We start from the raw sequence: 26,870 nt of genomic DNA, 5'->3' as shown, positions 1-26,870 counted from the left end.
AAGAATTTAGTAAACGCTCCTTATTTTTGCAATTATTGTTGTTTAATTATTTTGATTTAATTATTGCTCACTGTGTTGATTTATGATTATCAACTTGTATTGTGACGATTTATTACACATCTGCACTGTTTTTGCCTATTTTTGAACGAACAACACGAGACGAATTATTTTTGTTGCCATTGTAGCTACTGCTTTCGCTGCTGTTTTTGGCATTACTTTTAACAGCATTTGCGCGCTCAAGATTTAGCAAGAACGACCATTTTACGCCGATTTTTTTAAGAATTGGATTAATAATGATCGCCAATTCGCTTGTTCTTAAAAGCAAAAGAGTAGATACGTAAACGATTACAAGAATAATAGTTATAATTGCGCAAACAAAAATCGCAAGCAACCATCGATTAACACCACGAAGGTTTGGTGAATCTAAAGAAATCCATTTGTAAATAAATTCTCTAGTCAAAATTCCAACAACAATAGAAACAATAGAAGCCGCAATCACCTTTATGTGAGTAATAATAAGCTGCTTATCGTCTAAATTATTGTTAAAACGAGACCTAATCATTTTAACAAGAGCAGGGAAAGTAAGAATGTAGCTAAATGATGCAGCTGCTGCTAAAGCGCTAACCCAGTAGTTTGGCGGAAGGAACTTTATGCAAGAAAACACAATAACAAGTTCTACGCAAAGTTGCGCTGCGCAAAACATAAATGGATGCTTTCCGTCTTCAAAAGCGTAGAATGTGCGTTGAATAATCAAATAGGCGCTAGATAGTGGCAAGCCAATCGAAAGCATCATAAGAGGATCGGCCATTAAGTACGCCTCTTTTATGCTAATTGAAGGAAGCAGAGCCAAAGAGATAGGCATTGGAATAACAATAAAAGCAACGCTAAAGAAGCACATTAAAATGCTAACGCTTCTAATGCAAGAGCTTAAATCTGCGCGAACTGTAGATAAATCGTGTTGCGCAATCGACTTGGAAATCTTTGGAAAAACAGCGGTTGCAACCGATACAGCTATAAGCGAATAAGGCAGAATAAACATTGTGTATGCGTTTTGAAAAGTGGCGTTTCCTGCAACATCAAATTGGCTTAATCCCAAGGTTTCTTCGGCTATAGAAGGTGCGCTTGTTGTTATGTGAGTTGTAGCCATTGTAGAAAGCTGGCTAACAGCCACTATTGCAAAGCTCCAAGCTGCAACGGGGCCCATAGAGCGCAAGCCAATGCCGCTAATGCCAAAACTTGGCTTATACTTTAATCCGATTTTTTTAAGAGGAATAAACAAAACAAGTGCTTGAGCTGCAACACCTAAAGTCCAAAAGCCTGCAGTTAAAAGCATTGTAGTGTTGTTCCAAAAATGTGCAGGCTGCCTACTTGCCTTTCCAAAAATCGCAATAAACACGCCAAATCCCGTGCAACTAACAATGTTTGCAGCAACAGAGCTCCAAGCGTACATTGCAAACTTGCCTTTAGCAGCCAGAACTTGGCCGAGTACTGTATAAAGGCCGTAGAAGAATATTTGAGGCATACACCATAGCGTAAAAGCGTTTGTAAGTGCAATCATTGCTGGGTTAGACCCAACGTAAAGCCATGTTAAAACAGGTGTGGCAATCGCCATTAAAGCGGTTACGCCTAAAAGAAGGATAATAGCAAATGTTATTAGCTTATTTAGCCTATTTTTTGCATCTTGTTTTTCTAGAGTCTTAACGATTTGTGGAACAAGAACAGCGTTGAAAATTCCGCCAGAAACAAGCGTATAAATAAGCTGAGGAATCATAGACCCAGCCTGGTAAGCATTTGCTGCTAAACCAGTTGTGCCAAGAGCTGCGGCGAGCAAAATTGTTCTAATCTGGCCAGTTATTCTGGAAGCAGCCGTGCCGCTTGCCATTATAATCGAGTTGCGGCCTACTGAATTCATTCGTCTGGATCCTTTTTACGATTAAACTGCCTGAAAAGCCCAAAAGCTCCAAGTGCAAAAGCAAATATTATAATAATCGTACCGCTTTTATCGCTGATTTGCAGCGTGCTTGTGATTGCCGTCTCTTTAGTGCTACTAAAAACGTTGTGGTTTCTATCTTCTAGAGCAAAAGTGGCTTTAACTTTGCTAGATGTTGTAGATCTAAGTGGCAAAATCACCTGGGATTCGCTATTTGCTGCGATTTTAACTGGTGTTTTTCTTCTAGTTACTATTTCCATAGAATTGGTATACGCAGTTAAATATACGCTAATCGGGTATGGGTTTGTGTTGCTGATTGTAATCGGCATGGTTGCTGTTTCGCTTACAAGAGTAACGTCTTTTGGAGGAATAATATTGATTCCAGAAATGAGCATTTTAGCCAAATCGTGAGTGCCATTTTTGGTTTGTGTCTGCGATTCGCTAGCGCTACTGTTTGATTGGCTGGCGCTATTTAACGTATTATCTAGCTCTCTTTGAGCCATTGCGTCAAAAAGTTTAATAAGATTTTCGCTCCAGATTTTGCTGTTTTGATTAATTTTTAACTTTGCGTTTTGTTTTGCAAGAGACTGAGCATCTGACTCGCATGTTTTATGGTTATTAAGCTCATTTTGATCAAGAATGCTGTTTATAAATTGGTTTACTAGCATTCTATCGGAAGCTAGTTGGCTAATCTTAGATTTGCTTGCGATTAATGATTTTCCTTCGATTGCACTTGCCTTAGGAACTGGGCTATATCCAAGGTGTTCTTTAGTAATAGCTTTTGAGTGTGTTAAAGAATTTATATCTAGAAGACTAATCCAAGGCGATTTTTCTAGAATGCTTACAACTGATTCGATTAAAGGTATAGAAGAATCTGGGCTAAACGTTAGTAGCAAATGCCTAGGCATATAAGGCTGTTCCATCTGGTAGAAGGCGCTTTGTGCTGCAAGTCTGTTTAGAAGTCCTGCGCTAGTAGTTTCTGCTGCCGATTGAACGCTCGTAAAATGTCCATTTATTAATTCGTTAAGCGTTTCTTGGCAAGAAAGCACTTTTACGCTTCCCGAAGATGTTTGAACCTCGTAAACACCATTTTTTACGGCAAAACGGTTTGCTAGAGGGTCGAATCCGCTAGTGGCCACTACTGTTTTGTATCCGTTTGCGGCAGCCTGTTCTAGTGCGCGTAGAGTCCATTTTTCGCCTGTTTGAAAAGCGTAGGAATCAATATTTAGCGGCTTTGTTGTTGAATTTTCTAATACAGATGATTTTTTACTCCAAGAATCTGAGTCAATTCCAGCTAGTTTATAAGAAACATGATTTTCAGATTCCGCATACCTGCTTATGTTAAAACCGTTATTTTGCATAAACACGGAAGGTGTAAATGTTGGTTCACTAAATTTAAGAGTGTTTGGGTCTGCTATTGTTTGCAACTTTGGATGCTTTTGAACAAGATTTATCAAAGAAGTAATGCGCTTAATACTGTTTTTACTAAGTCTGATTTTTTGGTTAGTTGTAGAGCCTGTTGTAGAGCCTGTTGTAGGATTTGATAAATCTTCTTGCGATTCACTAATCGTGTTAATAGAAGGAGAAATATTGTGCTTGCTAATGTTGTAACGCCAATCGGAAGATTTTGCGATTATTGGCATTAGTAAAGTCACATTAATTGGCGGAGTTTGAACGTTTTTAATGCCAATATTTGCTCGAGTTACAAACGATTTAACAGAATAATAATGCTTAAAATCTAAAGAAGAATACGTTATTGAAACAGGTTTTGGACCCCAATAAATAATGTTTGAAAGATTTTGACTGTTTGCATCAACGTCAATTTGCGCACTATAGGATTTTCCGCTTGCAAGCGCTGGAACACTAACTTCGCCTATTAGTTGAGGTGTTGGAATCCTAGACTCGTCTTGGCTCCATTTTTGCAAGTCGGTTCTAGACATAAAAGTGTACCAAGGGTTAAAAGTGACTTGAATTTTGCCTTCTGAAAAATCTTTAGAACTGTTGTTTTTAAGCAGAAGACTAATGTGGTATCCGCTTTTATCTGTAAGAATCGAAGTTGACTTTACGATTTTTAGCGAAATTCCTTTGGATTTTGTGTTATACAAAGAGTAGGAGCTTAGGGAAGACTGATTAGCATACGCGACTTTTGGTGCGAAGAAGAATGGGAAAGTCGCAAGCAAGAGTGCCATTAGAACTGTGGTTACGCAAAGTCTTAAAAACGCGTTTTTTTGCGACTTACGCAACTGGTTTTTTGAAAAATCAATCACATTAATCACATTAGTAACGTTAATCACGGTTTTGCCGCCTATTCGCCTTTTTAGCATACATCCATGCTATTTTTCGTTCGTTTGGGTAGCTTAAAATGTCGTTAAGGTTCTTAAAATCAACCCAAATCGCGTCTTCTGCTTCGTGATCTGGGTCTCCAAGAACAGATAATTCGCCGCTAACATACTTAAGCGCAAAGTGGTGAACAAGTTTATGCACACGCTGGCTTGTTCCAGTAAACCAGTAGTCGATAGTTGCAATTGAATCAACAACTTCGCCAAGAATACCCGTTTCTTCGCGAATCTCTCTAACTGCTGTTTGTTGCGGTGTTTCGCCTTTTTCAATATGGCCTTTTGGCAAGCACCATTCCATGTGTCCACTTCGCGAATGCCGTGCTATAATCGCGACACGCCCAAGAGAGTCAAAAACTAATCCTCCAGCGGAATATTCTCGAACAATAGGCAAATCCTGTGCGTCTAGAGAAGCAAAAGTTTTAGGGCCGTCATTAACTCTTCTTTGAGGCATTAATGCAGGAGAAGGAGCATTAATAGAAGATATTTGCTGCCTGGATTCCGTTATATTAACATGAATGTTTTCAACAGTGTAACTGCCCGAAAAGCCCGAAATATCAACAAAAATCGACTCCTCTTCTTCGGCCTGTTGTGGCTGAATTTTGCTTTTCATTCTAGCAACATCAAGAGGAGTGACTCTAATGCTTGGAGTGTTTTGGGTATGATTATCCGAGGCTCTGGCGAGCATGTGTCTTAAGTCTTTCGGAGTAACCATACACTCCACCTTACTCAATCCGCTGTGCATTGGGGTAACGGTATGCTGGAATGTAGTTTGATTTTTGCTGAAAGGGTGTTTTTAAGCGTGTCTGTGAACTTTGAAGTTTGGCCAGAAGCCATAGAGTTGGGTAAATTATTTGCCGATCACAATTACGAGTTGGCGCTTGTTGGCGGCCCTGTGCGAGACATGCTTTTGCATAGAGTTTCGCACGATCTTGACTTTTGCACATCTGCTAAGCCAGAAGAATTTGAGCCACTTCTTAGGTCTTGGGGTCATGACGGTTTTTGGGATATGGGTCGAAAGTTTGGCACGCTTGGAGCTTTGAAGCGCAGAAAAGACGGAACCGAAGTAAAAGTAGAGATAACAACTTACAGATGCGATGCTTATAATCCAGATTCTAGAAAGCCAGAAGTAAAATATGGCGATACTTTGGAAGGTGATCTTTCTAGGCGCGATTTTACTGTAAACGCAATGGCTTTGCGCGTGCCAAGTCTAGAATTTGTGGATCCATTTGGCGGAGCAAGCGACTTATCTAAAGGTATTTTGCGAACTCCAGTAGATCCACGTCAATCTTTTGACGACGATCCTTTAAGAATGATGCGTGCTGTTCGCTTTGTTGCTCAACTTGGTTTCACTATTGAAGCAAGCACGGCTGAGGCCATTTTGAGCATGGTTTCTAGATTAGATATTGTTTCTGCGGAGCGCGTTCGCGACGAAATAACAAAGATGCTTCTTTCGGCAAATCCGCGCGCTGGAATTGAAGCAATGGTTGATTCTGGTATTGCAGATAGGGTTTTGCCAGAAATTCCTGCTTTGCGCTTAGAAATCGACGAGCATCACAGGCATAAGGATGTTTTTGAGCACACAATGATGGTTCTTGAGCGCGCAATAGCGCTTGAAACAGATGACGAAGGTGCGGTTCCTGGCCCAGATTTAACTTTGCGACTTGCTGCTCTTTTGCACGATATTGGTAAGCCGCGCACTAGAAAGTTTGAAGACGGCGGAAAAGTTAGCTTCCATCACCACGATATTGTTGGAGCTAAAATGACTCGAAAGCGCATGAAAGCTTTGCATTTTGACCATCATATTATTGACGATGTAAGCGAGCTTGTGAATTTGCATTTGCGATTCCATGGCTACGTAGACGAGCCTTGGACGGATTCTGCAGTTAGAAGGTATGTTAAGGATTCTGGCCATTTGTACGAGCGTCTAAATCGCCTAACGCGCGCAGATGCTACTACTCAAAACAAGCGCAAGTCGCTTATGTTTGAGCATGCGATGGACGAGATGGAAGATCGCGTACGCGAATTAAAAAAGCAGGAAGATTTTAACGCAATTCGTCCAGACTTGGATGGCAATGAAATCATGAATCTTCTTGGTTTGGAGCCTGGTCCTATTGTTGGTAAAGCATACAAGCACATGTTGGAATACAGACTAGATAATGGTCCTGTAGAGCACAGTGTTGCTGTTGATGAGCTTAAAAAATGGTACGAAAGTCAAGCTGAATAAAGCGAATCGCGCAAAGCGTCTATATAAGCGTCTATGTAAGCTAGAATCTTACTGAATAGGCTTGTGGTTTGCAGCTTTTGGAAGATTCTTAATTGTGTTATACGCTGCGCAGCCTCTAATCTCGTTAATTGCAGCTCCAGCAGCAGGAACGTCGGTTTTAGGACGAAGATTGCTAAAAGTGGCTCCTAAAACAACGTCAATAAGCTTATCTTGACGGTCATCCATGCGCAAAATGGCGTCCTTAAAATTGGCTACTAGTGTATAAGCTTCGTTAATCGACTGTTTTCCAAAATAGATTGTTGTGCGCTTAACGCGTGTTTCGCTATTTCCAACTTCGATTAAGTTAAAACCGCGATTTCTAAGGCCTTCCCCGACTGCTCGCGCAAATCCGCGGAATTTTGTTCCATTTAGAACGCGTATAGAAACAGCGCGATTATCTATATAAGACGCTTTATTTTCGTCTTTGTTTTTTATAGCACAAGGCGCTTGAATGCCATAGTTGGGGTCTACTTCTGGAGTTCTAGGAGCAGCGATTCCAAAAAGATGCGATTGCACAATAAGAGCTAAAACAAAGGCAATTGCAACTCCGATTGCAACAGACGATAGCACAAATCGTTTTCTTTGATACATGAACTCTCTTCGGGCTAGTCGCTCGTCGTAAAACTGCGTCATGCTAACTTCCGATCTGTACTGTGTGCTTGTATTGTGCGCGTTGTGCGCGCGTATGCGTATGCATAAGTGTTAGCTATTTTACTTACTATGCATGACGGTGTGCTAGCAACGTATTTTAACTGTTAAAAGCTTTACAGAGAGCTAAAAATTCGTCGCAAGTTAAAGTTTCGCCTCGTCTTGTTGAATCAATCTTAGAAAGTTCGTAAGCTTCTTTAGGAACAATGCCTTTTAGTGCTGCGTTTAGCGTTTTTCTTCTCTGCTGGAATGCTGCATCAATAATCTTAAACACTTTTTCTTTTTCTTGCTCGCTGCCTTTTGGATTATCGTTTCTCTTAAAGTACACTAGCGCGGAGTCAACGTTTGGAGCAGGCCAAAATACGTTTCTGCCAATCAAACCAGCTTTTTGAGCAGTACCATACCAAGCCAACTTTACGCTTGGAGTTCCATACGTTTTATTGCCAGGCTGCGCGCATAAGCGATCTGCAACTTCTTTTTGAACCATTACGAGAAAGCTTGTAAGATTATCGAATTTTTCTAAAAGAGTAAGAATAATCGGTGTTGCAACGTTGTATGGAAGATTTGCAACAAGCGTAAAGTGCGCCGCTTTTGCTAAATCGGGAACATCTTGAGCGTTTACCTCTAACGCGTCTTTAAGAATCACATTAAACCGTTCTAAAGCATTAGGCATAAATTCTTTAACAGTACTCGGCAAACGTTTAGCAAGCGGAGGATCTATTTCTACAGCAGTAAGATTTGCGCCCGCTTGAAGAATCGCAAGTGTAAGAGAGCCAAGACCAGGGCCTACTTCCATAACAAAATCGTTTGAATTAATTTTTGACGCAGCAACGATTTTCTTAACTGTTCCAGGGTCAATAACAAAATTTTGACCAAACTTTTTTGTAGGCGTAATGCCCTCTTGCGCTGCGATTGCGCGAATATCAGCTGCTCCAAGAAGACGGCCTTGTTGATTTTCAATATTATCTTTCGTCAATTTAATACCATCCAAACTTTAATACCATCCAATTTCTTGTGAATGCTTCCACGCTTCGCTAGGATTTCCGTATTTACTTCTAATGTAACTAAGGCCCCACGTTATTTGTATTGATGCATCTTCATGCCAGTTTGCTCCCGCGCTCGCCATTTTATCTGCTGGAAGTGATTGCGGAATTCCGTACGCGCCAGAGCTTTTATTTTCTGCGTTCCAGCGCCAATTCGATTCTTTTGTCCACAATTTAACAAGGTCTTCCCACATTGCTCCAGTCCAACCAAGTTGTGCGCATGCTGCTTGAGCGTAAAGTTTTGCTTGTTCGGGCGTTGCATGAACCATGCCGTTTGGGTTATCTGCGGGTGCAGGTGCGGGTGCAGGGGTTGGTGTTGGTGCAGGTGTTTGTTTTATAGCTTGTGAAGTTTCAGCAGTTTGCTTAGAATTTTGCTGATTGTTGTTATTATTTTGTTGAATGTTTTGATTTTGCGCGCCCTGTTGTGCGCTCTTGTTTTGTGTATTTTGTTGATTCGTGTTTGTTTTTTGCGATTGAGTTTGATTATTTGGTTTCTTGTTTTCTTCTTGTTTATTGATTCGTTTGCTTGGCTTAGATTCGTTTTGTGTTCTAGGAGTAGACTTTGCGCCAATTGCAACAATTTGATCAATCGACGGCTTAACAATTGACTGCTTTATTAGCGTTGCACTTTGAGCTTTGCCATCCACATAAGTCACGTTATACAAATCTATGCGCTCGCCATTTGCGCCAGCTTGTTTAATAACTCTAGCTCCGATTGCAAGACTTGAGTCGTTTACGTTTATAGTGCTAAATGGAATAACAACGTTTCTAGATTCTTTTCCATGCGTTACTCTAAGAATGCGAAGCAAAGTTTTTCCGTTTTCTTCGCTAACAGTTACTTGGTCTTCTTTTCCTAAGACTATTCCTAAAGAATCAAGAATTGAGCTTGCTGGCAGTGTTCCGTCTGGAACAACTCTTGTTTTGTTATCGCAAATAACTGTGACTGGTCCTTTTTTGTTTATAGAAAGTCCACCAGTAAGCTTGTTATAAATGTTTTGCAAATTAACAGTTATTTTTGCAGCATGGTCTGCGTTTGCTTGGAAGAATCCGATTAATTGATCAATGCTTGTTGCAACAGTCCAAAATGGTATTGTTACACCGTCTACTGTAATGGATGTTTGATAAGCGCTTCTAACGGTAACAGTTGCGTGATCTGCTAATATGTCTCCTGAAGTACTAATAACTTGGTCGTGTGTTTTAACTGGTACTTTTTGTTCTTGTAGAAGTCTTTGTGTAGTAGATGCATAAGTTGTTACTACTTTAGTTTTGCCATTTATGATTAAAGCAATAGATTTACGCGCAGAAAGTGCAAAAATCCCAGTGCTAGAAATAACAAGAGCTAGAACGCATATAAAAACGCGTAGTCTTCTCATTATTACAAACCGCTGAGGCGTCCATCTGCGTGCCATTCAACCTCACTTTCAACGCAAAACTGAATTTTAATTATAGCAATGATTGCAATCAGCCAAAAAATAAGACTATAAGCATATTATCTAACTCATTAAAAATGCGTTAAGAAGAATCAATCTTAAACTATAAAACTATAAAACTATAAAAGGTAAAGGGGGGCAGGAGAGAAGGGGATTTGTCCTGCCCCCATGAGGAGGAGCTGGTTGGGGGACGCTCCATCCTCTTGCTCGGAAACCCTGAGTTGGGGGAAGGTTCCCGAGAACTTACTCAAGCGAAGTAATCAGCATAAATTGTTCTTGTAAGCTTTACGATTCGTCATACAATAAATTTATTTATGACTTATTATCTTATTATTGTTATTGTAAATTTACTAAAAACTTTTTATATGCTTATGATTCATAATATGCATACAAGTGGATTTTTATAATTTAGATTGTTTTTGTTATGCAAAACGCCTATAAAATGGAGCCTCCTGCCGGGATCGAACCGGCGACCTGCCGCTTACAAGGCGGCCGCTCTGGCCATCTGAGCTAAGGAGGCGAGTTCTTGCACGCTAGTTAAAAATCTTCGCGAGCAAAACATTGATTAGTGTATCAGCACCCGTTGCCAAGTGCAACTTTTGGAACCAACACACTAATCAACAAGAACTAGTCAAGAGGATTTGGCTGATCTTTATCTGTTACCTTTGGCATAACACCTTCAACTCCAACCTTAGACTTGTCTAATCCAATAGACTTAAGAATTGCATCTGGTGTACTAAGCTTCTTCTTGCCAACCTCAACCATATCAAGCAGCTTCCCGTTGATAGTGGTTGTAGGAGTTGTCATAGCTCCCTTATTTGATCCGCTAACATTCCACAAAGCCTTGCGATTTGGTGTATCGGCATTAATAGCGTTTTGCCAATCAAGATAATTTCTGTTGAATGCTTTGTTTGCAACTTCTTCGCTAACGCCAGCGTTTATGGCTTGCTCAATCAGCTTTTTGTTGCTAACAGGCTTGTAGTCGTCGCCTTCTTCTGGCTGGAAGTCTTCTGCAAAAATGTTGTTAATAAATTGAAGTAAGTGCGAAGGATTGTCGTCGTTAGAAGAAATGTATGCGATTGCGCCAGTTACGCGTGTTGAATAGTGGTCGCTAGAAATTCTATCCAAGAACGACATTGGGTGAATCTCAAGGTTGATTTGGCCAGCTTTCATCATTGCAATAAGCATTTGATCGGAATCGCGATTAAAATTACCGCATCCTGGGCACAGAGGATCGGCATAAACCGCTATAGTCGGAGCGTTTGGAGCCGTTGTGTTATAGCCGTTTTTGCTGATTAAAATTCCGCCTTGTTCGTTTGCGTACTTAGGCTTTTGATTAGTCGTAAGATTTTTAACATCTCGTCTTGCTTGTTGAGCTTGCTCGACATTCTTTTGATTTTGCGCATTAGTGGCGTTAAGAGCTGTAATTCCAATTGCTGCAATCATGCCAATTAAAATGACAACAACAATTCCAACGATTGTTTGTTGGCGTAATTCTTTAGCTTTGCGCGCTTGAAGATTTTGATTTGATTGATTTTGCGCGCTTCTGCTACTGTTAGGCATGCCTATCCTTCCCCTGATTTTTACAAATAACATACGTAAGTCAATTAATCTAAAAGAATAGTCTAGTTGACGGTATCAACGGGCTTAATCGCCATCGGTTGTTTGCGATTTTCCCGCGCCGCAAATGGCCCCTGCTCCAACGGCGAATATTTTAGTTTTACCCAATATAAAAGAAATAATCCATCCTGCAATAAATCCAATAATGTACCCAATTGAAGTTGGCGAACAAATATCTGGAGCGTATGTTGGTAAAATCACGCTAATTGACCAAACTTGAACTTTGATTAGTTGACTAGATGCATGTATTAAAATTGGATACACGTATGCGCCAATAATGCCTGCTATTGCAAGAGTTAGGACTTTTTCAATCGAGTATGCGATTGCTTTAATAAAATGCCACGGTATGCTAGCGATTCTTATGAATACGTCTTTTCCGCCAATGGATTCGTTCGCGCGTTTTCTGCGTACGCTTGAGCAAACATTGTATCCGATTGTTGCTGTAATTAGCATAAAAATAAGATTTGCAGCAAGCGCATCTATTGGAGAAATCGCAGCTAGTAAGCTTGCAAGAGTAATGAATACAGCCGCCGCCACTCGCCCGCGAAATAAGTATTTATTTACGTTTGGATGCGGATTTTCATCTAACTCAGGCGGCTCAGCAATTTTGGTTGCTTGTTCTGAGTTTGCGATTTGTTCTGGCTCTGTAACCTGTTCTGGCTCTATAGCTTGTTCTAACCCGTTTGCGTATACCTTGGTAGTGGATGTGCTAGTGGCGTCTAGTAAAGATGTTGGCTCGGGGTCTATTAAATCCGATTCTGTAGAGTGTAACAAAGTTGTATTGTCAACATTCTTAGAAACCCACATTTTTCTAGGGTTTTCTGGAAGCGTTCTTGTTTGAAAAGTCGTGTTAAAATCGTGAATTTTTGCATTATTAGGTACAGTTTCTCCACTAAAGCTGTGCTCAAAAGGGTAGCTTGAATCCTGCCAGTCTGTAGGGTTCATAGCATCTTGGAAAATTGCGTTTTCAAGCTGTTCGGGAGTGCATCTTTCGCTTCTTTTAGGATTTAATGCGCTTTTGAATGCTTGCATTGTTCTTATTGGAAGGCCATTAAGATTTGCGTTCCCAGATGCTGCTCTTTCTAAAACTGCCATTATTGGCTTGGTTCCAAAAACAGGCTTTCCTGTTGCTGCAAAAGCTAGAACGGCAGCTACGCTCCACCAATCTGTAAGTTCGCTCGATTCTCCGCCTTCAATGATTTCTGGAGCAATAAATCCAGGGGTTCCCATTACAAGGCCAGTTCGCGTAACATGCGACTCGCCCTGCCCCATAGATATTCCAAAATCAACTAAAACGGGGCCAGTAGTGGAAATCATTATGTTTGTAGGCTTAATATCTCGGTGAATTATGCCCGCGCTATGAACTGCTTTTACGGCATCGATTAGTTTGTGTGCAAGTCGTTCTAAATCGCCACCAGCGTATGGGCCGTTAATTGCAACGTCTTCTTTAAGATTGTGGCCGTCAATAAGTTCTGTGACTATAAAAGCGATTGAAGCATCAAGCTCCATGTCTACTATTGAGCACACGCCTTCGTGGTGTATTTTTTGCAAAGCTAGCGCCTCGCGCCTAAGTCTAAGTCTTGCTTGCTCTTGCGGATTGCTAACTTCTGCAGATTCCAAATCATCGTCTTGGTTTTCTAGCATTGATGCGCGCAAAATCTTCATTGCGTAAAAATGGCCACCGTCGTCTTTTACTCGCCAAACGGAGCCCATAGCGCCTCCGCCCAGTCGCTCAATAAGCGTGTATCCGCCAACATTTTGGCCAGAGCGCAAGTCAAACATGCTCACATCTTCCATAATGCATTATGTTAGTGTGCAGCTATGCCAATTTGTTTTTTAACACTAAACACGCGATTTTATAAACAAATGTTTATATATCTACTGTAAAAGTAATCGTGTTTATAAGCCTTTGTTTATGCGTGATTTTTATACTCGACACGCCGAAGTGTTAGAAAATACTGTAATTTTGCTGTTTTTACTGAATAAACATGATATATTGAATCATGGCTCAACGAAGAGAACCTTCAATGAACCATGTAAGTAAATGTGGACGATTGACGCCGCCGATGTAGGACTTGGGGTCTTTGGTGCACACCCTTCACAACGGATCGTTCGGCACGTACCTGCCGATGAAAGGAAAATATCATGGCAGAAGTTGTATTTGATCATGTAACTCGAATCTACCCAGGCAACGATAAGCCTTCGGTTGATGATTTGAACATGACTATTAAGGATGGCGAGTTCCTTGTACTCGTTGGTCCATCTGGTTGCGGTAAGTCCACAACGCTGCGAATGTTGGCTGGCTTGGAAGAGGTTAACAAGGGTCGCATTCTTATTGGTGGTCAAGACGTTACTACAATGCAGCCAAAAGATCGCGATATCGCAATGGTGTTCCAGAACTACGCATTGTATCCACATATGACTGTTGCAGATAACATGGGCTTTGCTCTTAAGATTGCAGGCGTAAACAAGGAAGAAATCCGCAAGCGCGTTGAAAAAGCTGCTGAAGTTTTGGATTTGACTGAGTACTTGGATCGTAAGCCAAAGGCTTTGTCTGGTGGTCAGCGTCAGCGTGTTGCAATGGGTCGCGCAATTGTTCGTGAACCAAAAGTCTTCCTTATGGATGAGCCTCTTTCTAACCTTGATGCAAAGCTTCGCGTGCAGACTCGTACACAAATCGCAGCATTGCAGCGTCAGCTCGGCGTTACTACTCTTTACGTAACGCACGATCAGACCGAGGCTTTGACAATGGGCGACCGCATTGCCGTTATTAAGCTTGGCATTTTGCAGCAGGTTGGCGCTCCAACCGAGCTTTATGACCGCCCAGCAAACGTGTTTGTTGCAGGCTTCATTGGTTCCCCATCTATGAACATTAACCAGCATCCAGTGGTTGATGGCAAGGCTCAAATTGGCGAGGATTCCATCACTCTTCCAGCAGAAGCTGTTGATAAGCTTACCGAGGAAGATAAGGATCAGATTATTGTTGGCTTCCGTCCAGAAGATGCAAGCTTGGCAACTTCCGACGATCCAAACGCCTTCTCCTTGAAGGTTGTAAACGTGGAAGATCTTGGCTCCGACGGTTACATCTACGGAAACATCATCACCGATGGCTCTCCAGAAGAGGCATCTACAATGATGAGCGACCAGAACAAGCTCACAACGATTCGCGTGAACCCACGTGCGCTTCCAAAGGTTGGTGACGTTGTAAAGATTAAGATTGATCCATCCAAGATGCACCTGTTTGCACCTTCTACAGAGTTGCGTTTGAACTAGCGTTTTCTTGAGCGCTTGATTCTTGTTTGATTCTTGTTTTAAGCGCTCAAGATTTCTGTATAAGGGTATGGCGGGGTTCGCTAGGCGAGCCCCGTTTTTGCATGATTTAGCCGTTTTTAATTTATATTTAATTTATATTTGATTATTTGCGTTCATCTTTACATGTAGACTAGATTTTATGGAATGGAACGAAACTCCTTTAATGGATCCGCGTGCTGCGCAAGCAACATCGGTTTCTGCTCTTAGCGAGACCGTATCTTCTGCGGAACCGCCAGCGTTGAAGATTACTGCTGCAAGCTCTAATCCTCAAATGTTTATGCTTCCTTGGGAGCTGCCGCTTTCTCAATGGCCTACAAATCTTTTTGTTAACCTTCCTCGAGGCATATCTAGGCACGTTGTGCGTTTTGTGCACGTAGGCGACGAAGTGTACGCAATGAAGGAGATTACTCGTCAAGTCGCTGAGCGCGAATATGAGCTTTTAAGACGTTTGCGCAAGCTGGAACTTCCAACAGTTAAGCCTATAGCAGTTGTTGCTGGTAGAAAAGATAAGAATGGTGAGCCGCTTGAAGCAATGCTTGTTACTCGTCATCTTAAATTCTCACTGCCTTATCGAGCACTATTTGCTAGAACTTTGCGCCCAGATACTGCGGAGCGTTTAATTGATGCGCTTGCTGTGCTTATGGTTCGCTTGCATCTTTCGGGATTCTATTGGGGAGATGTTTCGCTTTCTAACGTTCTATTCTTGCGCGATGCCGACGCGTTTACTGCGTTTTTGGTGGACGCGGAAACTGGAGATTTGCACGGAAGCCTTACCGAAGGTCAGCGAGAATACGATATTGACTTAGCTCGCACAAATATAATCGGCGAATTAATGGATTTGAGTTCTGGCCAGCTTTTGCCTGGAGAAGTTGACGAAATTAGCATTGGAAATAGGCTTGTAGACAGATATCACTCGCTTTGGAGCACACTTACAGACGTAGATAAGTTTAGTCCAGATGAGATGTGGCGTATTGAGCGCCGCGTGAATCGTCTTAATGAGCTTGGATTCGATGTAGACGAGCTTGAAATGAAGACTTCCGAAGATGGGCGAAGAGTTTTGGTTAGACCGCGAGTTGTGGATGCTGGATATGCTTCTAGAAAGCTTTTGCGCTTAACTGGCTTAGATGTGCAAGAAAATCAAGCTCGTAGGTTGCTTAACGATTTAGACGCGTACCGCACTTCTACATGGCGTCAAGGCGAAGAGCTGGAGATTGTTGCTACAGACTGGATGCGCGAAGTGTTTGAGCCTACAGTTCGCATGATTCCGCCTGAGTTTAGATCGCAAATTCAGCCTGCGCAGTTCTTCCACGAAGTTTTGGATCATCGTTGGTTTATGGCGGAACGCGTTGGGCATGATGTTTCTATGCAAGACGCTGTAACAAGCTATATTAAGAACGTTTTGCCACAATACAAGATGGATAAGCGCGTTTTGGCTGCGATTAATGCGGATGCGGATTCTGGCGTTGTAGACGACGAGTACACATATTCTACGCCTGTGCCTGCAGCTGCTCCTGCCGCTGCAGCGAGTGATGACGATGACGAGTACGATCAAGACGCAAGTGTTTGGGCAAGCTGAGCTTTTTGTGAGCTTTTTGCGTGTTTTTGTGAGCATTTTGTTTTGATAGCGTTTTAAGAGATTTCTTACTTTACATCTGTTTTACACCTGCTTTGCACCTGCTTTACTTTTGTTTAGTGAAGTGTGGAATTATTCTCTTTGAAATGTGGAATAATTCGTATTTATTTTAGGAATTTTGTTAATTTCTTTTGTGAATGGTGATAGAATTTTCTTGTTAGTTGTCAATGATTGCCAACTAATCATAGTTATTTATCAATTAATCAAGGGAGATTATTATGTTAAAAGGTGTAGATTCTATAATTCCTCCAGCATTGCTGAAGGTTCTTTGCGAAATGGGCCACGGAGATGTTTTAGTATTGGCCGATGGAAATTTTCCAACTGAGTCTGTAGGAAAAGACGCTATAGTTGTACGCTGCGATGGTCATGGAACTTCGGAATTGCTAACTGCAATCTTAAAGTTGATGCCACTCGATCAATACACCGATAAGCCAGCTACACTTATGGAAGTTGTTCCAGGAGACCCTTGCGAAACTCCAATCTGGAAGGAATATGAAGATATTATTGCTAAATACGATAAACGTGGAGCAAGCACTTTAGGAACTCTTGAAAGATTTGCGTTCTACGATGAGGCAAAGAAGGCATATTGTGTTGTTGCCACGGGTGAGCGTGCTCAATACGCTAACATTATGCTGCGTAAGGGCGTGGTGTTTGCTGGAGAGTAGCGTAAATAGGTAAATAAGTTTATATTTATATGCTATTTATCTGTTATTTGCTTGTTATCTGTTTGTAGAGATATAGAAATCTAAGTGTTATAGCATAAAAGCACTGCATGTAACAAGATGATTTGGAATTTAAGAACCATCTGCTACGTGCAGTGCTTATTTTGTGCCCCCTGTGGGACTCGAACCCACAACCCAAGACTTAAAAGGACTCTGCTCTGCCAATTGAGCTAAAGGGGCAACAAATGCTTAGTGTACTACATTTTGTAGACTAATCCAACTTCTTTGATGTTGGCGTGTTAGTTTGCAAGTTGTCCTAATTGCATAAGCTTATCTTTGATTTGACTTGCAGATGGCTCAACCATAAAGCTGCCGTCGCTAAAAGTCACAACAGGAATATGCTTCTGACCGCTAATCTCAACAGCTTTTTGAGCAGCTCCGTCTTCGGACTCAATATTGTGCCAAGTAAAAGCAACATTAAACTGGTTAAGCGCGGACTTTGCGCGAATGCAATCGCCACACCAATCGGCTCCGTAAACATTGACTAATGGCAAATTTTCCATAAACTATCACCCCAATTCAGTTTGATTGTAAAGTGGCCATTAAAGTGGCTTGCAAATGTAGCATAAATTTGCACTCATAATGGTCTGTAAAATCATTGTATTAGAACACTAATATTTGTGTAATTTTTGCGAATAATCAACAATTTTAACTAAAATTTGAGCAAATTCCCTTTAATGTGTCCCTTTAATTTCATAGGCTTATTATATGAACATGGTTATGGACTTAAATTTGGTTATATGGTTTACTGTTGGCGCAGTTATTTTAGCTGTTGCTTTAGTGGCGGTAGCTGTTGTTTTGCGAATTATTGGAAAATCGAATGGCCCAGTAATACCTACTAGCAAAGAAGACCCATTGTCTAGTAGCGCTGAAAATAATGGCGATTTTAGCGCGCAATTGCCAGAAAATGCAACGTCTAGAATGGCTAGGCTTAGAGGCAAGCTTGCGAATAGTCAAAATCCTTTTGGACGCGCGCTTTTTAACATTTTAAGCAAAGATAATATTAGTGAAGATGATTGGCAAGATGTAGAAGACACGCTTTTAATGGCAGATGTTGGCGCTCAAGCAAGCGAAGAGTTGGTTGAGTCGCTTAAAAAAGACGCCAGGATTTCTGATGCTGCCAGCGCGCAAGAGGTTCGCGAAACATTGCGCGCAAAACTGCTGGATGTTGTTGGAGTCAAAGCAGATAGAAGTCTAAAAGCAGATTTGCAAGATGCAAATAAGCCAAGCGTAATTATGATGGTTGGCGTAAATGGCACTGGAAAAACCACTACTGCTGGCAAGCTTGCGCGACTAATGGTTTCTAAAAATCGTTCTGTAATTCTTGCTGCTGCCGATACTTTCCGCGCGGCTGCTGCCGATCAGCTTGAAACTTGGGCAAATGCTGCAGGCGTTAAAGTTGTGCGTAGTCAAAAAGATGGAGCAGATCCTGCTTCCGTGGCTTTTGATGGCGCTACGGCTGCCAAAGAAGCAAACGCAGACGTTTTGATTGTAGACACGGCTGGAAGGTTGCAAAATAAAGCAAATCTTATGGAAGAGCTTGGCAAAATCCGCCGCGTAGTCGAAAAAACTGTTCCTGTAGACGAAGTGCTTTTAGTTCTTGATGCTACAACTGGCCAAAATGGAATGGCTCAAGCAAAAGTCTTTGCTCAAGCTATTGGAATTACGGGCGTTGTGCTAACAAAGTTAGACGGTTCCGCAAAGGGTGGAATTGTGATTTCTGTTCAACGCGAGCTTGGAGTTCCTGTAAAGCTTGTTGGGCTAGGAGAAGGTCCAGATGACCTTGCTCCGTTTGATCCAGAAAGTTTTGTAGACGGCATTTTGGCTTGAGTTGCTTTTAGCTTTAGTCGCAGTTTAGATTAAGTAATTTTGCTTTAGTAACTTTTAGCTTGAGTTGATTAGAATATAAATTAAATTGCAACCACCGATGGTTGCGTTTGTGAGGTGAAAAATGACCGCAATGGATCCGCAATGGGCGTTACTAGCTGCCGCATTAGTGTTTATAATTACGCCAGGAATCGCACTGTTTTATGGTGGCCGTGAGCGCGCAACATCAATGGTTAATATGATGATGCTTTCCGCTGGTGCAATTGCGGTAACAACCATAGTTTGGACGCTTTGGGGCTGGTCAATGGCCTTTGCTGGCAAAGACATGATTGGCGGCGTTGTTGGAGACCCTGTAAGCGGATTGCTGCTACGCGATTCAATGGTGGCAGATCATGGCATTTTTACTTCGATGGACGCAAACACTGGTCTTGCTGGCGGAATTCCAGCGGCATTTAGACTTGCGTGCGCGGTTGTTGCTGTGGCTCTTATAACTGGAGCGCTTGCTGGTCGTGTGCGCTATGCGATTTGGCTAATATTCGTTGCTGTTTGGGTAACGCTTGTGTTTGCACCTCTTGCGCACATGGTTTGCGGAGGAGGGCTGCTTTCGCCAAATGGCGCTATATCTCAGGCTCTTGGAATCCAGGTTCATGATTTTGCAGGCGGATCTTTGTTGCACGTAGCTGCGGCAGTTTCGGCTTTAGCAATTGTGCTTATTATTGGCGGTCATGCTCATTTTCCTCTTAAGAATTTTGTTTTGCATACCAAGTCTTTTGCGACTTTGGGTGGCGCAAATTCGGAGCACAAGGGCAATTTAGTTCGCGCACTTTTGATGGAAGTCGCAAAGTCTAATAAGACTAATGATTCTGCTGCTTCTAGCGATGATTCTAAAGCTAAGGGCGATTCTTCCTTAGAAAACGCTAGCGAGCTTGTGGCTAATGGCAATTTTGCCAATGTTTCTGCACGCGCTCCGCACAATGTTCCATTTGTTGTTCTTGGAATTTTCATCATTTGGTTTGGCTGGCTTGGCTTAATGATTGGTTCTTCTGTAGGTCTTCCAGGGGTTGCTGGGTACGCGTGGGTTAGCTCAACTATTACAGCGTCTGCGTCTATGCTCGCTTGGGGCGTTACGGAACGCTTGCGCTCGGGGTGCTTTAGTGCCGTTGGTGCAGCTAGTGGAATCATGGCTGGTTTGGCTGCTAGTGCTGCCGCTGCAGACGTTATAGCGCCTTTGTGGGCGGTTGTATTGGGTGCGATTGTTGGAGTTGTTACATGCCTTGCTACGCATTCTAAGACTTTTACTCGCTACGATGGTGCGCTACACGTTGTAAGCGTAAATGGCATTGCCGCTTTTATTGGCATTTTAGCTGTTGGATTATTTGCGGATGCAAGCGGATTGCTTTCTACTGGCGATTGGCATCAGCTAATTGCGCAAATATGCCTTCTTGCAATCACGATTCTTTATTCTGGAGCTGTTAGTGCGTTGCTTGCGTTTGGATTAGAGAAGCTTTTTGGTTGGAGAATATCGGAGGCTAAAGAGCGTAAGGGCGTTGATTTAGCGGATCAAGGTGAGCGCGCGTACGATTTTTCTGGTATTGCTCAAGAAAAATCTGCGATTGACGCTGAAGACAAGACGCAAATGTGACACACTCGGATTGCGCAATGTGGATAAAACTTTTAGTTATCCACATTTTAGGCGTGTTGCTGTGTATATCTATAAAAGTTGTCCACAAATGGGGGATAACTTTGTGGATATCCTGCGGATAACTTTTTTGAAATCATATTCAGTTTGCAATTCAAAAAGTTTTATGATAGCGATTGCATAATTCGAGATAAATGATTCAATTACCAAAAAGGCATGAAAAGGCGTTAAATAGGCCATTATTATGAGCAATCAGAGTGAAAACGTTAACAAAAAAGACCTACTGAAACACATATTTTCTCTAGCTATTCCTACATTTGGCCAGCTTATTGCAGAACCAGCGTTTGTTTTAGTAGACACTGCAATAGTAGGTCATTTAGGTAAAACGCAATTAGCGGGGCTTTCAATAGGCTCAACCGTGCTTTTAACCACAACTGGGCTATGCCTGTTTTTGGCGTACAACACAACAAGCCAAGTTGCAAGGCTATTGGGTGCCGGCAAAAATCGCCAAGGGTTAAGCGTTGGAATGGATGGATTGTGGCTTGCGCTCGCGCTTGGAGTTGTTTTAACGCTTGTTTTAATGGTGTTTGCGAGTCCGCTTTGCCAAAGCTTTGGAGCAAGCGGCGAAACGCTTAAAAACGCGATTATTTACACTCAAACTGTTATGCCAGGTTTGCCTGCAATGTTGCTAATTTACGCTGCAAATGGCATTTTTAGAGGACTTAGCAAAGTAAAAATCACGCTTTTTGCTGCAATAAGTGGAGCTGCACTAAACGCTATTTTAGATATTCTATTTGTGTTTGGAATGAACCTTGGCATTGCTGGTTCTGGAATAGCAACAATGATAGCGCAATGGTATATGGGCATTGTTTTAACGCTTCCAGCGATTTTTTGGGCAGCTCGCGAAAAAGCACGTTTGCGCCCGCAAGCACATAGCATACTTAAAAGCGCTGGAAGTGGCATTCCGCTGTTTATACGCACATTGGCATTACGCGCGTGCATGGTTGCAACTGTTGCAGCGGCTGCGCGACTTGGAACCAACACTTTAGCGGCATATCAAGTTGCAAATTCTTGTTGGAATTTTGTTATGAACATATTAGACGCTATAGGAATTGCAGCTCAAACAATAGTCGCATCTGCGCTTGGAGCTGGTTTATTAAAACGCGCTAATGTAATAACAAAAGTTTGTGCACAGGTAGGAGCATTAAGTAGCGTAATCGTTGGAATTCTAATGATATTTGCAGGATGGTTATGCTCTCCGCTGTTTAGCCCAAATGCCGAAGTTCAACTTTTGGTTTCAATCGGAATGACGATTCTTGGAATTTTCTTGCCGCTATCTGGATTTATGTGGGCGCTAGATGGAGTGTTAATCGGAGCTGGAGATCACAAGTATTTAGCTAAATCATGCTCAATTACAGCAGTTGTTTATCTTCTTGCAATTAGTGCGGTTTGTGTGGCAAATGTGGCTCTTTTTGCGGGAGATGTTACTAAAACAATATCGCTGTGGGTTGCTCTTAATGCTGTGTATATTGGCGGACGCGCGCTTGGAAATTCGCTTAGAGTTAAAACGGATGATTGGATGAAGTGCGCAAATCTGTGAAGTGTGATTTTTAAGTTGATTTGTGAATTGTGATTTGTGACTTGTGACTTTTAAGTTGATTCGTAAAATCGCAAAGCATTTAACTTACGATTTGTGTTAGTTTATATAAACTTTTGTTTGCGTGCTCCGTGCAGACGTTTATACTCGATTTTATGGCAGATAATGATATGTGGCAGTCAAATCGAAAAGACTCAAACCGATTAAACAACGCTAACGCTAATGTTAGCTTGTTTGACAAGGTTCCACCTCACGACGAAGACGCAGAAATGGCCGTTCTAGGCGGAATGCTAATGAGCAAAGATGCTATTGGCGAAGTTTCGCAAATCCTAGAAACGGCAGACTTTTACGTTCCAAAGCATCAAACAATTTACGACGCGATTATAAGCCTATTTTCTGGGTCGCAACCAGTAGACGTTGTTTTAGTTGCAAATGAGCTTCTAAAAGACGAAAACTTAGAGAAAATTGGTGGAGCAGACTACTTGCATAGCCTTGTAGCATGCGTTCCTACAGCCGCAAACGCGCTATATTATGCGGATATTGTGCACAAAAATGCGATTTTGCGAAACGTGATTGCTGCTGGAACAAAGATTGCGCAAATGGGCTATTCGGCCACTGGAGACCAAGCGGAAGATGTTGTGAACCTTGCACAATCCGAAGTCTACGAGATGAGCTCGGGCAAAGTTCATCAGGATTATTCTGCTATTGGTCCTGTTGTGCAAGACGCTCTCGAGCAGTTAGACAAGTTGCAAAGCAACGAGATTGAAAAAGGTGTTCCAACAGGATTTAGAGACATTGACGATAGTACGCAAGGCTTGCAGCCTGGGCAAATGGTAGTCGTAGCTGGTAGACCTGCAATGGGAAAGTCAACTCTTGGAATCGACTTTGCGCGTTCTGCAGCGTTGCATCACAATATGACAACAATAGTGTTCTCGCTAGAAATGAACAAATTGGAGCTTGCTCAAAGAATAATTGCAGCCGAAACGGATATTCCAATGACGGCAATGCATCGTGGAACTCCAGAAGACATTACAACCGATAGGTGGACTAAGCTAAACGCGTTTTGGTCAAAAATGAAGGATGCTCCGCTTTTTATAGATGACAGCCCAAATATGAGTCTTATGGAAATTCGCGCAAAATGTAGGCGACTAAAGCAAACGAACGACTTAAAGCTAGTTGTAATCGACTATTTGCAACTTATGACTTCGGGTAAAAGGGTTGAATCGAGGCAGCAAGAGGTCTCCGAGTTTTCGCGCGCGTTAAAACTGCTTGCAAAAGAGCTAGAAGTGCCAGTTGTTGCACTAAGCCAGCTAAACCGCGGACCAGAAATGCGAAACGATAAAAAGCCGCAGCTTTCGGATTTGCGCGAATCGGGATCTATTGAGCAAGATGCAGACGTTGTGTTTCTTGTGCATAGGCCTGATTTTTACAACAAAGAAGATCGCCCTGGCGAAGCAGACATTATTATGGCAAAGCATCGTAATGGCCCTACAGGAACGTTTAATCTAGCTTTTCTTGGAGCAACATCTAAGTTTAAAGATATGCCGCAAGACTACCAGTCGCAATCATATGCACAAGGGAACGATGCTGTTGGAGGCTATGATGGCCAGTCTGCTTGATGCTTTTATGCCTGCTGTAGGAAAGCTGGTTCGCGCGGTTTCTAGAGCATTGCATCACGGCGGAAGCGCTTTACCAGGCAAAGTTGTAGAAACACTAGACAGTGGGTTTTTAGCTAGAACGCTAGGGAGTTTGCCTTACGGAGTTGTGCTAATTTCGGGAACTAATGGCAAAACCACTACAACTCGCATGGTTGCGTCTATGCTTAGAGATGCTGGATTGCGCGTGTTTACAAATCCTACGGGATCGAATTTTACGCGCGGAGTCGTGGCGTCGCTTGTGCAAGAAATGCCTGTTTTTGGTACAAAGTTGAATGCGGATATAGCTGTTTTAGAGCTTGATGAAGCTTACGCTGTGCATTTTGTAAATCAAATAAAGCCGCGCTATTCGCTTCTTCTAAACGTTATGCGAGATCAGTTAGATAGATTTGGCGAGATTGACACTACAGCTAAATTGTTGAGTAATGTGGCTCGTGCGACTAAGCAGGTAGTTGTACTAAATCGCGAAGATCCGCGAATTTCTGCGCTTTCTAAAGACGTTTTGCCGCCTTGTAAAGTAAAGTATTTTGGTTTGGATGATTCGTTAAGAAGCATGTTTCCAACCGACGACGATTTGCATAATGATTTGGCTGGCGATTCGTGTGATGCTTTGCATGATGATTCGCGCAATCTTTTGCATGCAGATGTTGTGTTGGCAAAAGTTGATGGCAATAAGGCCGATTTTTTGATTGATGGGCGCAGAAAGACTACTAACGTTAAGTTGCGAGGCGTGTATAACGTTTTTAACGCGGCTGCTGCGTCTACGATTTTGCGCGCTATTTTGGCGGATGCTGCTAAAAAAGATGCAACGCTGGCAAAATTTAACGACGATGCGCTTATGGATGCGATTTCTCGCGTAACGCCAGCGTTTGGGCGAGGCGAAGTAATCGAAGTTAACGGCGCTCCTGTGGAGCTTGTTCTAGTGAAAAATCCTATTGGATTTAGACTTGCGCTCGCCTCGTGTGAGCCTGCAAATCACGATACCATGATTGCGATTTGCGACGAATATGCGGACGGGCGAGATATGAGCTGGCTGTGGGACGTTGATTTTACGAGCCTTAGTGGCGTTGGAGTCGCTTGCGTTTCTGGCACACGTGCGTGGGATATGGCTTTGCGTTTGCAATACAACAAAGTTGCTTCTAGAAATGTGAACACCGATTTAGAAGAAGACGTTAAAGCCTTTGTAAATGGCGATTTTAGTAGCAATGTTAAAAACGCAAAACGCATATATTGCACATACACTGCAATGCTTCGCGTGCGAGATACATTGGGGCAAATCGCAAGCGTTAAAGACGTTGGAGTTGGAAAGTAAAGAAAGTAGTCGTCATGAATAATGTTAGTGATGTTAGTCAAGCGAATACTGTAGTTGCAAGCAAAACCGAGAATCGCGTATTAGATATTGTGTCGCTATACCCAAAAGACATGAATATTTACGGCGACTATGGCAATGTGCTTACGATTATGCGTCGAGCGGAATTGTATGGTTACAAGCCCGTGTTGCACGAGTACAACGTTGGTGATGCTTGGCCAGAGCGAGTAGATATGATTCTTGGCGGCGGCGGCCAAGATCATGGTCAAAGCAGAGTTACAGATGATTTATTTGCGCGCGCAGACGCGATTCGGGAGCTTGCAAAAAATGGCGTTCCAATGCTTATGATTTGCGGGCTTTACCAGCTTTTTGGAGAGTATTTTGAAACCGTTGAGGGGCAAAAGCTTCAAGGAATTGGAATACTTGGCGAGCATACGGTTGGTCAAGATGTGCGCATGATTGGAAATCTTGTTGAGCATAGTGCCGATTTTGGTGATATTGTGGGCTACGAGAATCATTCTGGGCGCACAAGCTTGCAAGATGGAACGCAGCCACTTGGATTGGTTGATGGCGAAAATTGTGGAAACAACGGCGAAGATCATACGGAAGGTGCGCGCAAGTACAACGTTATTGGCACTTATATGCATGGATCGGTTTTGCCAAAAAATCCGCGTCTGGCTGACTTTTTAATTCGCACTGCTGCGCAAAATCGTTACGGAGAATTTGCGCCAAAGCAGACTGATTCTCAACGCGCAGAGCTTGCTAAATTAGACGAATTAGCCGAGCGCGCTCGAAAAGTCGCCATAACTCGTCCGCGGTAAATTAACATAGGCGTATGCATGATTTAGTAGAAATTTGATTGATTATTTTATTTTATGCGCATAGTGTGTATAATCTACGCATTAACCCATCTGTTGTTAAGTCAATTTGGCGTCAGGCGGGAATTAGTGAAGCAAAGGTGAAATGATGAAATTAGCGTATCCTGTTATTCTTACTCCATACGAAGATAATAGCGGAGGTTTTGTTGCAGAAGTCCCTGATTTGCCAGGGTGTGTAACTGGCGGTAGTAATCTTGCAGAGGCTCTGATTATGGCAGAAGATGCAGCAAGTGGATGGGTTCTTACAGAACTCGAAAGTGGTAAGACTGCGCCAAAAGCTAGTGATATTAGTGATATTGTTGTAGAAAATCCTAATTCAAAGTTGTCTATGGTTGCGCTTGATATGGATTCCTATGCTGCAAAATACGGTTCTCAGGCAGTTCGTAAAAATGTTACTGTTCCAGCTTGGCTTGACACTTGGGCACAAAAAGCTGGAATCAGCTACAGTGGCACTTTGCGCGATGCTTTAGAAGTCTTATATGCTAAAGGAGCTTATTATCGTGTTCGTCGTTAAATATTGGAAAGAATGGTTTTTACCATTATCTTTTGTATTTTTAGCAGTTTTATTGCTTATTAAAATGCCAGGAAAGTATCCAGCAGATTTTGATTTAAGTCTTTTGGGTGTTGTGTTAGTTTCAATTATTTCACCAATAATTCAAATGATTGTTGGGTTGTGTAATAGAGGATTAATTCGTAAGAAAATATTAATTATTATTGATATCATATTAATACTTGCTGGCTTTATTGAAATATTCTTTGGCCAATTTATTGTTGTACATGTTTTGAATCGTGGAATGGTCAAGTACACAATGGATCGTGGACCGCAAGTTAATGTTGCTACTGTTGCAGCTGCATCTATCGTAGTTGTCTCAATGGTGTTATGGAGTATTCACGAACTGGAATTTAATAGTAATAAAATTAAACGAATATGAGACCGACAAATAATTAAAGATGTAAATACAAAAGCCTGCTGAAGTTTGCAAAGTATTGCAAATCAGCAGGCTATTTTGTAGTTTTATTTCTAG

The 26,870-nt window shown here is 42.1% G+C and carries 21 protein-coding genes and 2 tRNA genes; 12 read left to right on the top strand and 11 right to left on the bottom strand.

The annotated features are described in order from the left end of the window. Positions 1–112 precede the first annotated feature (112 nt). Genes murJ through HXT36_RS05125 form a run of 3 tightly spaced genes read right to left on the bottom strand, consistent with a single transcriptional unit; the run spans position 113 to position 4,981 of the window. Positions 113–1,912, bottom strand: coding sequence for a murein biosynthesis integral membrane protein MurJ (gene murJ / locus HXT36_RS05135; protein ID WP_421778688.1), 1,800 nt, complete (start codon positions 1,910–1,912; stop codon positions 113–115). Then, entirely contained in the window at positions 1,909–4,254 is a 2,346-nt protein-coding gene (locus HXT36_RS05130) for a DUF6049 family protein (RefSeq protein ID WP_421778687.1), read from the bottom strand. The genes murJ and HXT36_RS05130 overlap by 4 nt, the downstream gene beginning before the upstream one ends. Then, positions 4,217–4,981 carry an NUDIX hydrolase gene (locus HXT36_RS05125; protein WP_421778686.1) on the bottom strand — a complete coding sequence of 255 codons (765 nt, stop codon included), beginning with the start codon at positions 4,979–4,981 and terminating at the stop codon, positions 4,217–4,219. Before HXT36_RS05125 ends, HXT36_RS05130 begins: the two co-directional genes overlap by 38 nt. 42 nt (positions 4,982–5,023) lie before the next feature. Between HXT36_RS05125 and HXT36_RS05120 the strand changes: the two genes are divergently transcribed. Then, positions 5,024–6,493, top strand: a complete 1,470-nt coding sequence (locus HXT36_RS05120; RefSeq protein ID WP_050567582.1) for a CCA tRNA nucleotidyltransferase — start codon at positions 5,024–5,026, stop codon at positions 6,491–6,493. 48 nt (positions 6,494–6,541) lie between these two features. Here the strand turns inward: HXT36_RS05120 and HXT36_RS05115 are convergent, their stop codons facing one another. From HXT36_RS05115 to HXT36_RS05090, 6 genes are all read right to left on the bottom strand, one after another. Further along, on the bottom strand, positions 6,542–7,165 hold the full coding sequence (locus HXT36_RS05115; RefSeq protein ID WP_016635491.1) for a LytR C-terminal domain-containing protein: 624 nt from the start codon (positions 7,163–7,165) through the stop codon (positions 6,542–6,544). Between the two features lie 115 nt (positions 7,166–7,280). Beyond that, positions 7,281–8,171, bottom strand: coding sequence for a 16S rRNA (adenine(1518)-N(6)/adenine(1519)-N(6))-dimethyltransferase RsmA (gene rsmA, locus HXT36_RS05110; protein WP_016635490.1), 891 nt, complete (start codon positions 8,169–8,171; stop codon positions 7,281–7,283). Positions 8,172–8,174: 3 nt separating this feature from the next. Continuing rightward, entirely contained in the window at positions 8,175–9,632 is a 1,458-nt protein-coding gene (locus HXT36_RS05105; RefSeq protein ID WP_421778685.1) for a G5 domain-containing protein, read from the bottom strand. A 464-nt stretch (positions 9,633–10,096) separates the two neighbouring features. Beyond that, positions 10,097–10,173, bottom strand: a tRNA-Thr gene (locus HXT36_RS05100). Between the two features lie 107 nt (positions 10,174–10,280). After that, positions 10,281–11,216 (bottom strand): DsbA family protein, encoded by a 936-nt coding sequence (locus HXT36_RS05095; RefSeq protein WP_421778684.1) that lies wholly within the window; start codon positions 11,214–11,216, stop codon positions 10,281–10,283. Between the two features lie 84 nt (positions 11,217–11,300). Then, a complete protein-coding gene (locus tag HXT36_RS05090) occupies positions 11,301–13,070 on the bottom strand; it encodes a serine/threonine-protein kinase (protein WP_421778683.1) in 1,770 nt (589 codons plus the stop codon). 348 nt (positions 13,071–13,418) lie between these two features. Here HXT36_RS05090 and HXT36_RS05085 point away from each other — a divergent pair, with 348 nt between their 5' ends. The 3 genes from HXT36_RS05085 (at position 13,419) to HXT36_RS05075 (ending at position 16,883) form a co-directional block, all read left to right on the top strand. Then, the gene (locus tag HXT36_RS05085; RefSeq protein WP_421778682.1) at positions 13,419–14,546 is read left to right on the top strand and encodes an ABC transporter ATP-binding protein; all 1,128 of its coding nucleotides are present in this window, start codon (positions 13,419–13,421) and stop codon (positions 14,544–14,546) included. A 178-nt stretch (positions 14,547–14,724) separates the two neighbouring features. Then, positions 14,725–16,161 (top strand): DUF4032 domain-containing protein, encoded by a 1,437-nt coding sequence (locus HXT36_RS05080; RefSeq protein ID WP_421778681.1) that lies wholly within the window; start codon positions 14,725–14,727, stop codon positions 16,159–16,161. A 275-nt stretch (positions 16,162–16,436) separates the two neighbouring features. Beyond that, positions 16,437–16,883 (top strand): RbsD/FucU family protein, encoded by a 447-nt coding sequence (locus HXT36_RS05075; protein ID WP_004131125.1) that lies wholly within the window; start codon positions 16,437–16,439, stop codon positions 16,881–16,883. Between the two features lie 164 nt (positions 16,884–17,047). Here HXT36_RS05075 and HXT36_RS05070 read toward each other — a convergent pair. Together HXT36_RS05070 and HXT36_RS05065 are read right to left on the bottom strand one after the other, a co-directional pair. Further along, positions 17,048–17,120: transfer RNA gene (locus HXT36_RS05070), tRNA-Lys, on the bottom strand. A 59-nt stretch (positions 17,121–17,179) separates the two neighbouring features. Next, on the bottom strand, positions 17,180–17,443 hold the full coding sequence (locus tag HXT36_RS05065) for a mycoredoxin (RefSeq protein ID WP_016635485.1): 264 nt from the start codon (positions 17,441–17,443) through the stop codon (positions 17,180–17,182). A gap of 205 nt (positions 17,444–17,648) precedes the next feature. Between HXT36_RS05065 and ftsY the strand changes: the two genes are divergently transcribed. The 8 genes from ftsY (at position 17,649) to HXT36_RS05025 (ending at position 26,777) form a co-directional block, all read left to right on the top strand. Then, positions 17,649–18,770: a signal recognition particle-docking protein FtsY gene (gene ftsY / locus HXT36_RS05060; protein WP_421778680.1), complete on the top strand. Its 1,122-nt coding sequence runs from the start codon at positions 17,649–17,651 to the stop codon at positions 18,768–18,770. A 121-nt stretch (positions 18,771–18,891) separates the two neighbouring features. Further along, positions 18,892–20,409 (top strand): ammonium transporter, encoded by a 1,518-nt coding sequence (locus tag HXT36_RS05055; RefSeq protein WP_119529083.1) that lies wholly within the window; start codon positions 18,892–18,894, stop codon positions 20,407–20,409. Positions 20,410–20,650: 241 nt separating this feature from the next. Beyond that, complete coding sequence (locus HXT36_RS05050; RefSeq protein ID WP_421778679.1) at positions 20,651–22,006, top strand: MATE family efflux transporter; 1,356 nt, start codon at positions 20,651–20,653, stop codon at positions 22,004–22,006. A 152-nt stretch (positions 22,007–22,158) separates the two neighbouring features. Next, the gene (gene dnaB / locus HXT36_RS05045; RefSeq protein WP_119529085.1) at positions 22,159–23,622 is read left to right on the top strand and encodes a replicative DNA helicase; all 1,464 of its coding nucleotides are present in this window, start codon (positions 22,159–22,161) and stop codon (positions 23,620–23,622) included. Then, positions 23,606–24,970: a MurT ligase domain-containing protein gene (locus HXT36_RS05040; protein WP_421779243.1), complete on the top strand. Its 1,365-nt coding sequence runs from the start codon at positions 23,606–23,608 to the stop codon at positions 24,968–24,970. The genes dnaB and HXT36_RS05040 overlap by 17 nt, the downstream gene beginning before the upstream one ends. Positions 24,971–24,984: 14 nt before the next feature. Then, positions 24,985–25,788 carry a type 1 glutamine amidotransferase gene (locus tag HXT36_RS05035; protein WP_421778678.1) on the top strand — a complete coding sequence of 268 codons (804 nt, stop codon included), beginning with the start codon at positions 24,985–24,987 and terminating at the stop codon, positions 25,786–25,788. Positions 25,789–25,933: 145 nt separating this feature from the next. Next, positions 25,934–26,359, top strand: coding sequence for a type II toxin-antitoxin system HicB family antitoxin (locus HXT36_RS05030; RefSeq protein WP_032812859.1), 426 nt, complete (start codon positions 25,934–25,936; stop codon positions 26,357–26,359). Beyond that, positions 26,346–26,777 carry a hypothetical protein gene (locus HXT36_RS05025; protein ID WP_016635920.1) on the top strand — a complete coding sequence of 144 codons (432 nt, stop codon included), beginning with the start codon at positions 26,346–26,348 and terminating at the stop codon, positions 26,775–26,777. Before HXT36_RS05030 ends, HXT36_RS05025 begins: the two co-directional genes overlap by 14 nt. Positions 26,778–26,870 lie beyond the last annotated feature (93 nt).

Source organism: Gardnerella sp. DNF01144 (genome assembly GCF_049244245.1).
GTDB lineage: Bacteria > Actinomycetota > Actinomycetes > Actinomycetales > Bifidobacteriaceae > Bifidobacterium > Bifidobacterium piotii.
The sequence above is the reverse complement of the archived record's forward strand: the minus strand, read 5'-3'. Positions and strand labels throughout refer to the sequence as shown.

Coding starts and splice junctions, on each gene's coding strand:
- HXT36_RS05075 (WP_004131125.1), top strand. CDS start 16,437: ATGTTAAAAGGTGTAGATTCTATAATTCCTCCAGCATTGCTGAAGGTT.
- dnaB (WP_119529085.1), top strand. CDS start 22,159: ATGGCAGATAATGATATGTGGCAGTCAAATCGAAAAGACTCAAACCGA.
- murJ (WP_421778688.1), bottom strand. CDS start 1,912: ATGAATTCAGTAGGCCGCAACTCGATTATAATGGCAAGCGGCACGGCT.
- HXT36_RS05055 (WP_119529083.1), top strand. CDS start 18,892: ATGACCGCAATGGATCCGCAATGGGCGTTACTAGCTGCCGCATTAGTG.
- HXT36_RS05035 (WP_421778678.1), top strand. CDS start 24,985: ATGAATAATGTTAGTGATGTTAGTCAAGCGAATACTGTAGTTGCAAGC.
- HXT36_RS05030 (WP_032812859.1), top strand. CDS start 25,934: ATGAAATTAGCGTATCCTGTTATTCTTACTCCATACGAAGATAATAGC.
- HXT36_RS05105 (WP_421778685.1), bottom strand. CDS start 9,632: ATGGCACGCAGATGGACGCCTCAGCGGTTTGTAATAATGAGAAGACTA.
- HXT36_RS05080 (WP_421778681.1), top strand. CDS start 14,725: ATGGAATGGAACGAAACTCCTTTAATGGATCCGCGTGCTGCGCAAGCA.
- HXT36_RS05115 (WP_016635491.1), bottom strand. CDS start 7,165: ATGACGCAGTTTTACGACGAGCGACTAGCCCGAAGAGAGTTCATGTAT.
- HXT36_RS05090 (WP_421778683.1), bottom strand. CDS start 13,070: ATGGAAGATGTGAGCATGTTTGACTTGCGCTCTGGCCAAAATGTTGGC.
- HXT36_RS05130 (WP_421778687.1), bottom strand. CDS start 4,254: ATGCTAAAAAGGCGAATAGGCGGCAAAACCGTGATTAACGTTACTAAT.
- HXT36_RS05125 (WP_421778686.1), bottom strand. CDS start 4,981: ATGGTTACTCCGAAAGACTTAAGACACATGCTCGCCAGAGCCTCGGAT.
- ftsY (WP_421778680.1), top strand. CDS start 17,649: ATGAACATGGTTATGGACTTAAATTTGGTTATATGGTTTACTGTTGGC.
- HXT36_RS05120 (WP_050567582.1), top strand. CDS start 5,024: ATGCTGGAATGTAGTTTGATTTTTGCTGAAAGGGTGTTTTTAAGCGTG.
- HXT36_RS05050 (WP_421778679.1), top strand. CDS start 20,651: ATGAGCAATCAGAGTGAAAACGTTAACAAAAAAGACCTACTGAAACAC.
- HXT36_RS05095 (WP_421778684.1), bottom strand. CDS start 11,216: ATGCCTAACAGTAGCAGAAGCGCGCAAAATCAATCAAATCAAAATCTT.
- HXT36_RS05085 (WP_421778682.1), top strand. CDS start 13,419: ATGGCAGAAGTTGTATTTGATCATGTAACTCGAATCTACCCAGGCAAC.
- HXT36_RS05065 (WP_016635485.1), bottom strand. CDS start 17,443: ATGGAAAATTTGCCATTAGTCAATGTTTACGGAGCCGATTGGTGTGGC.
- HXT36_RS05040 (WP_421779243.1), top strand. CDS start 23,606: ATGGCCAGTCTGCTTGATGCTTTTATGCCTGCTGTAGGAAAGCTGGTT.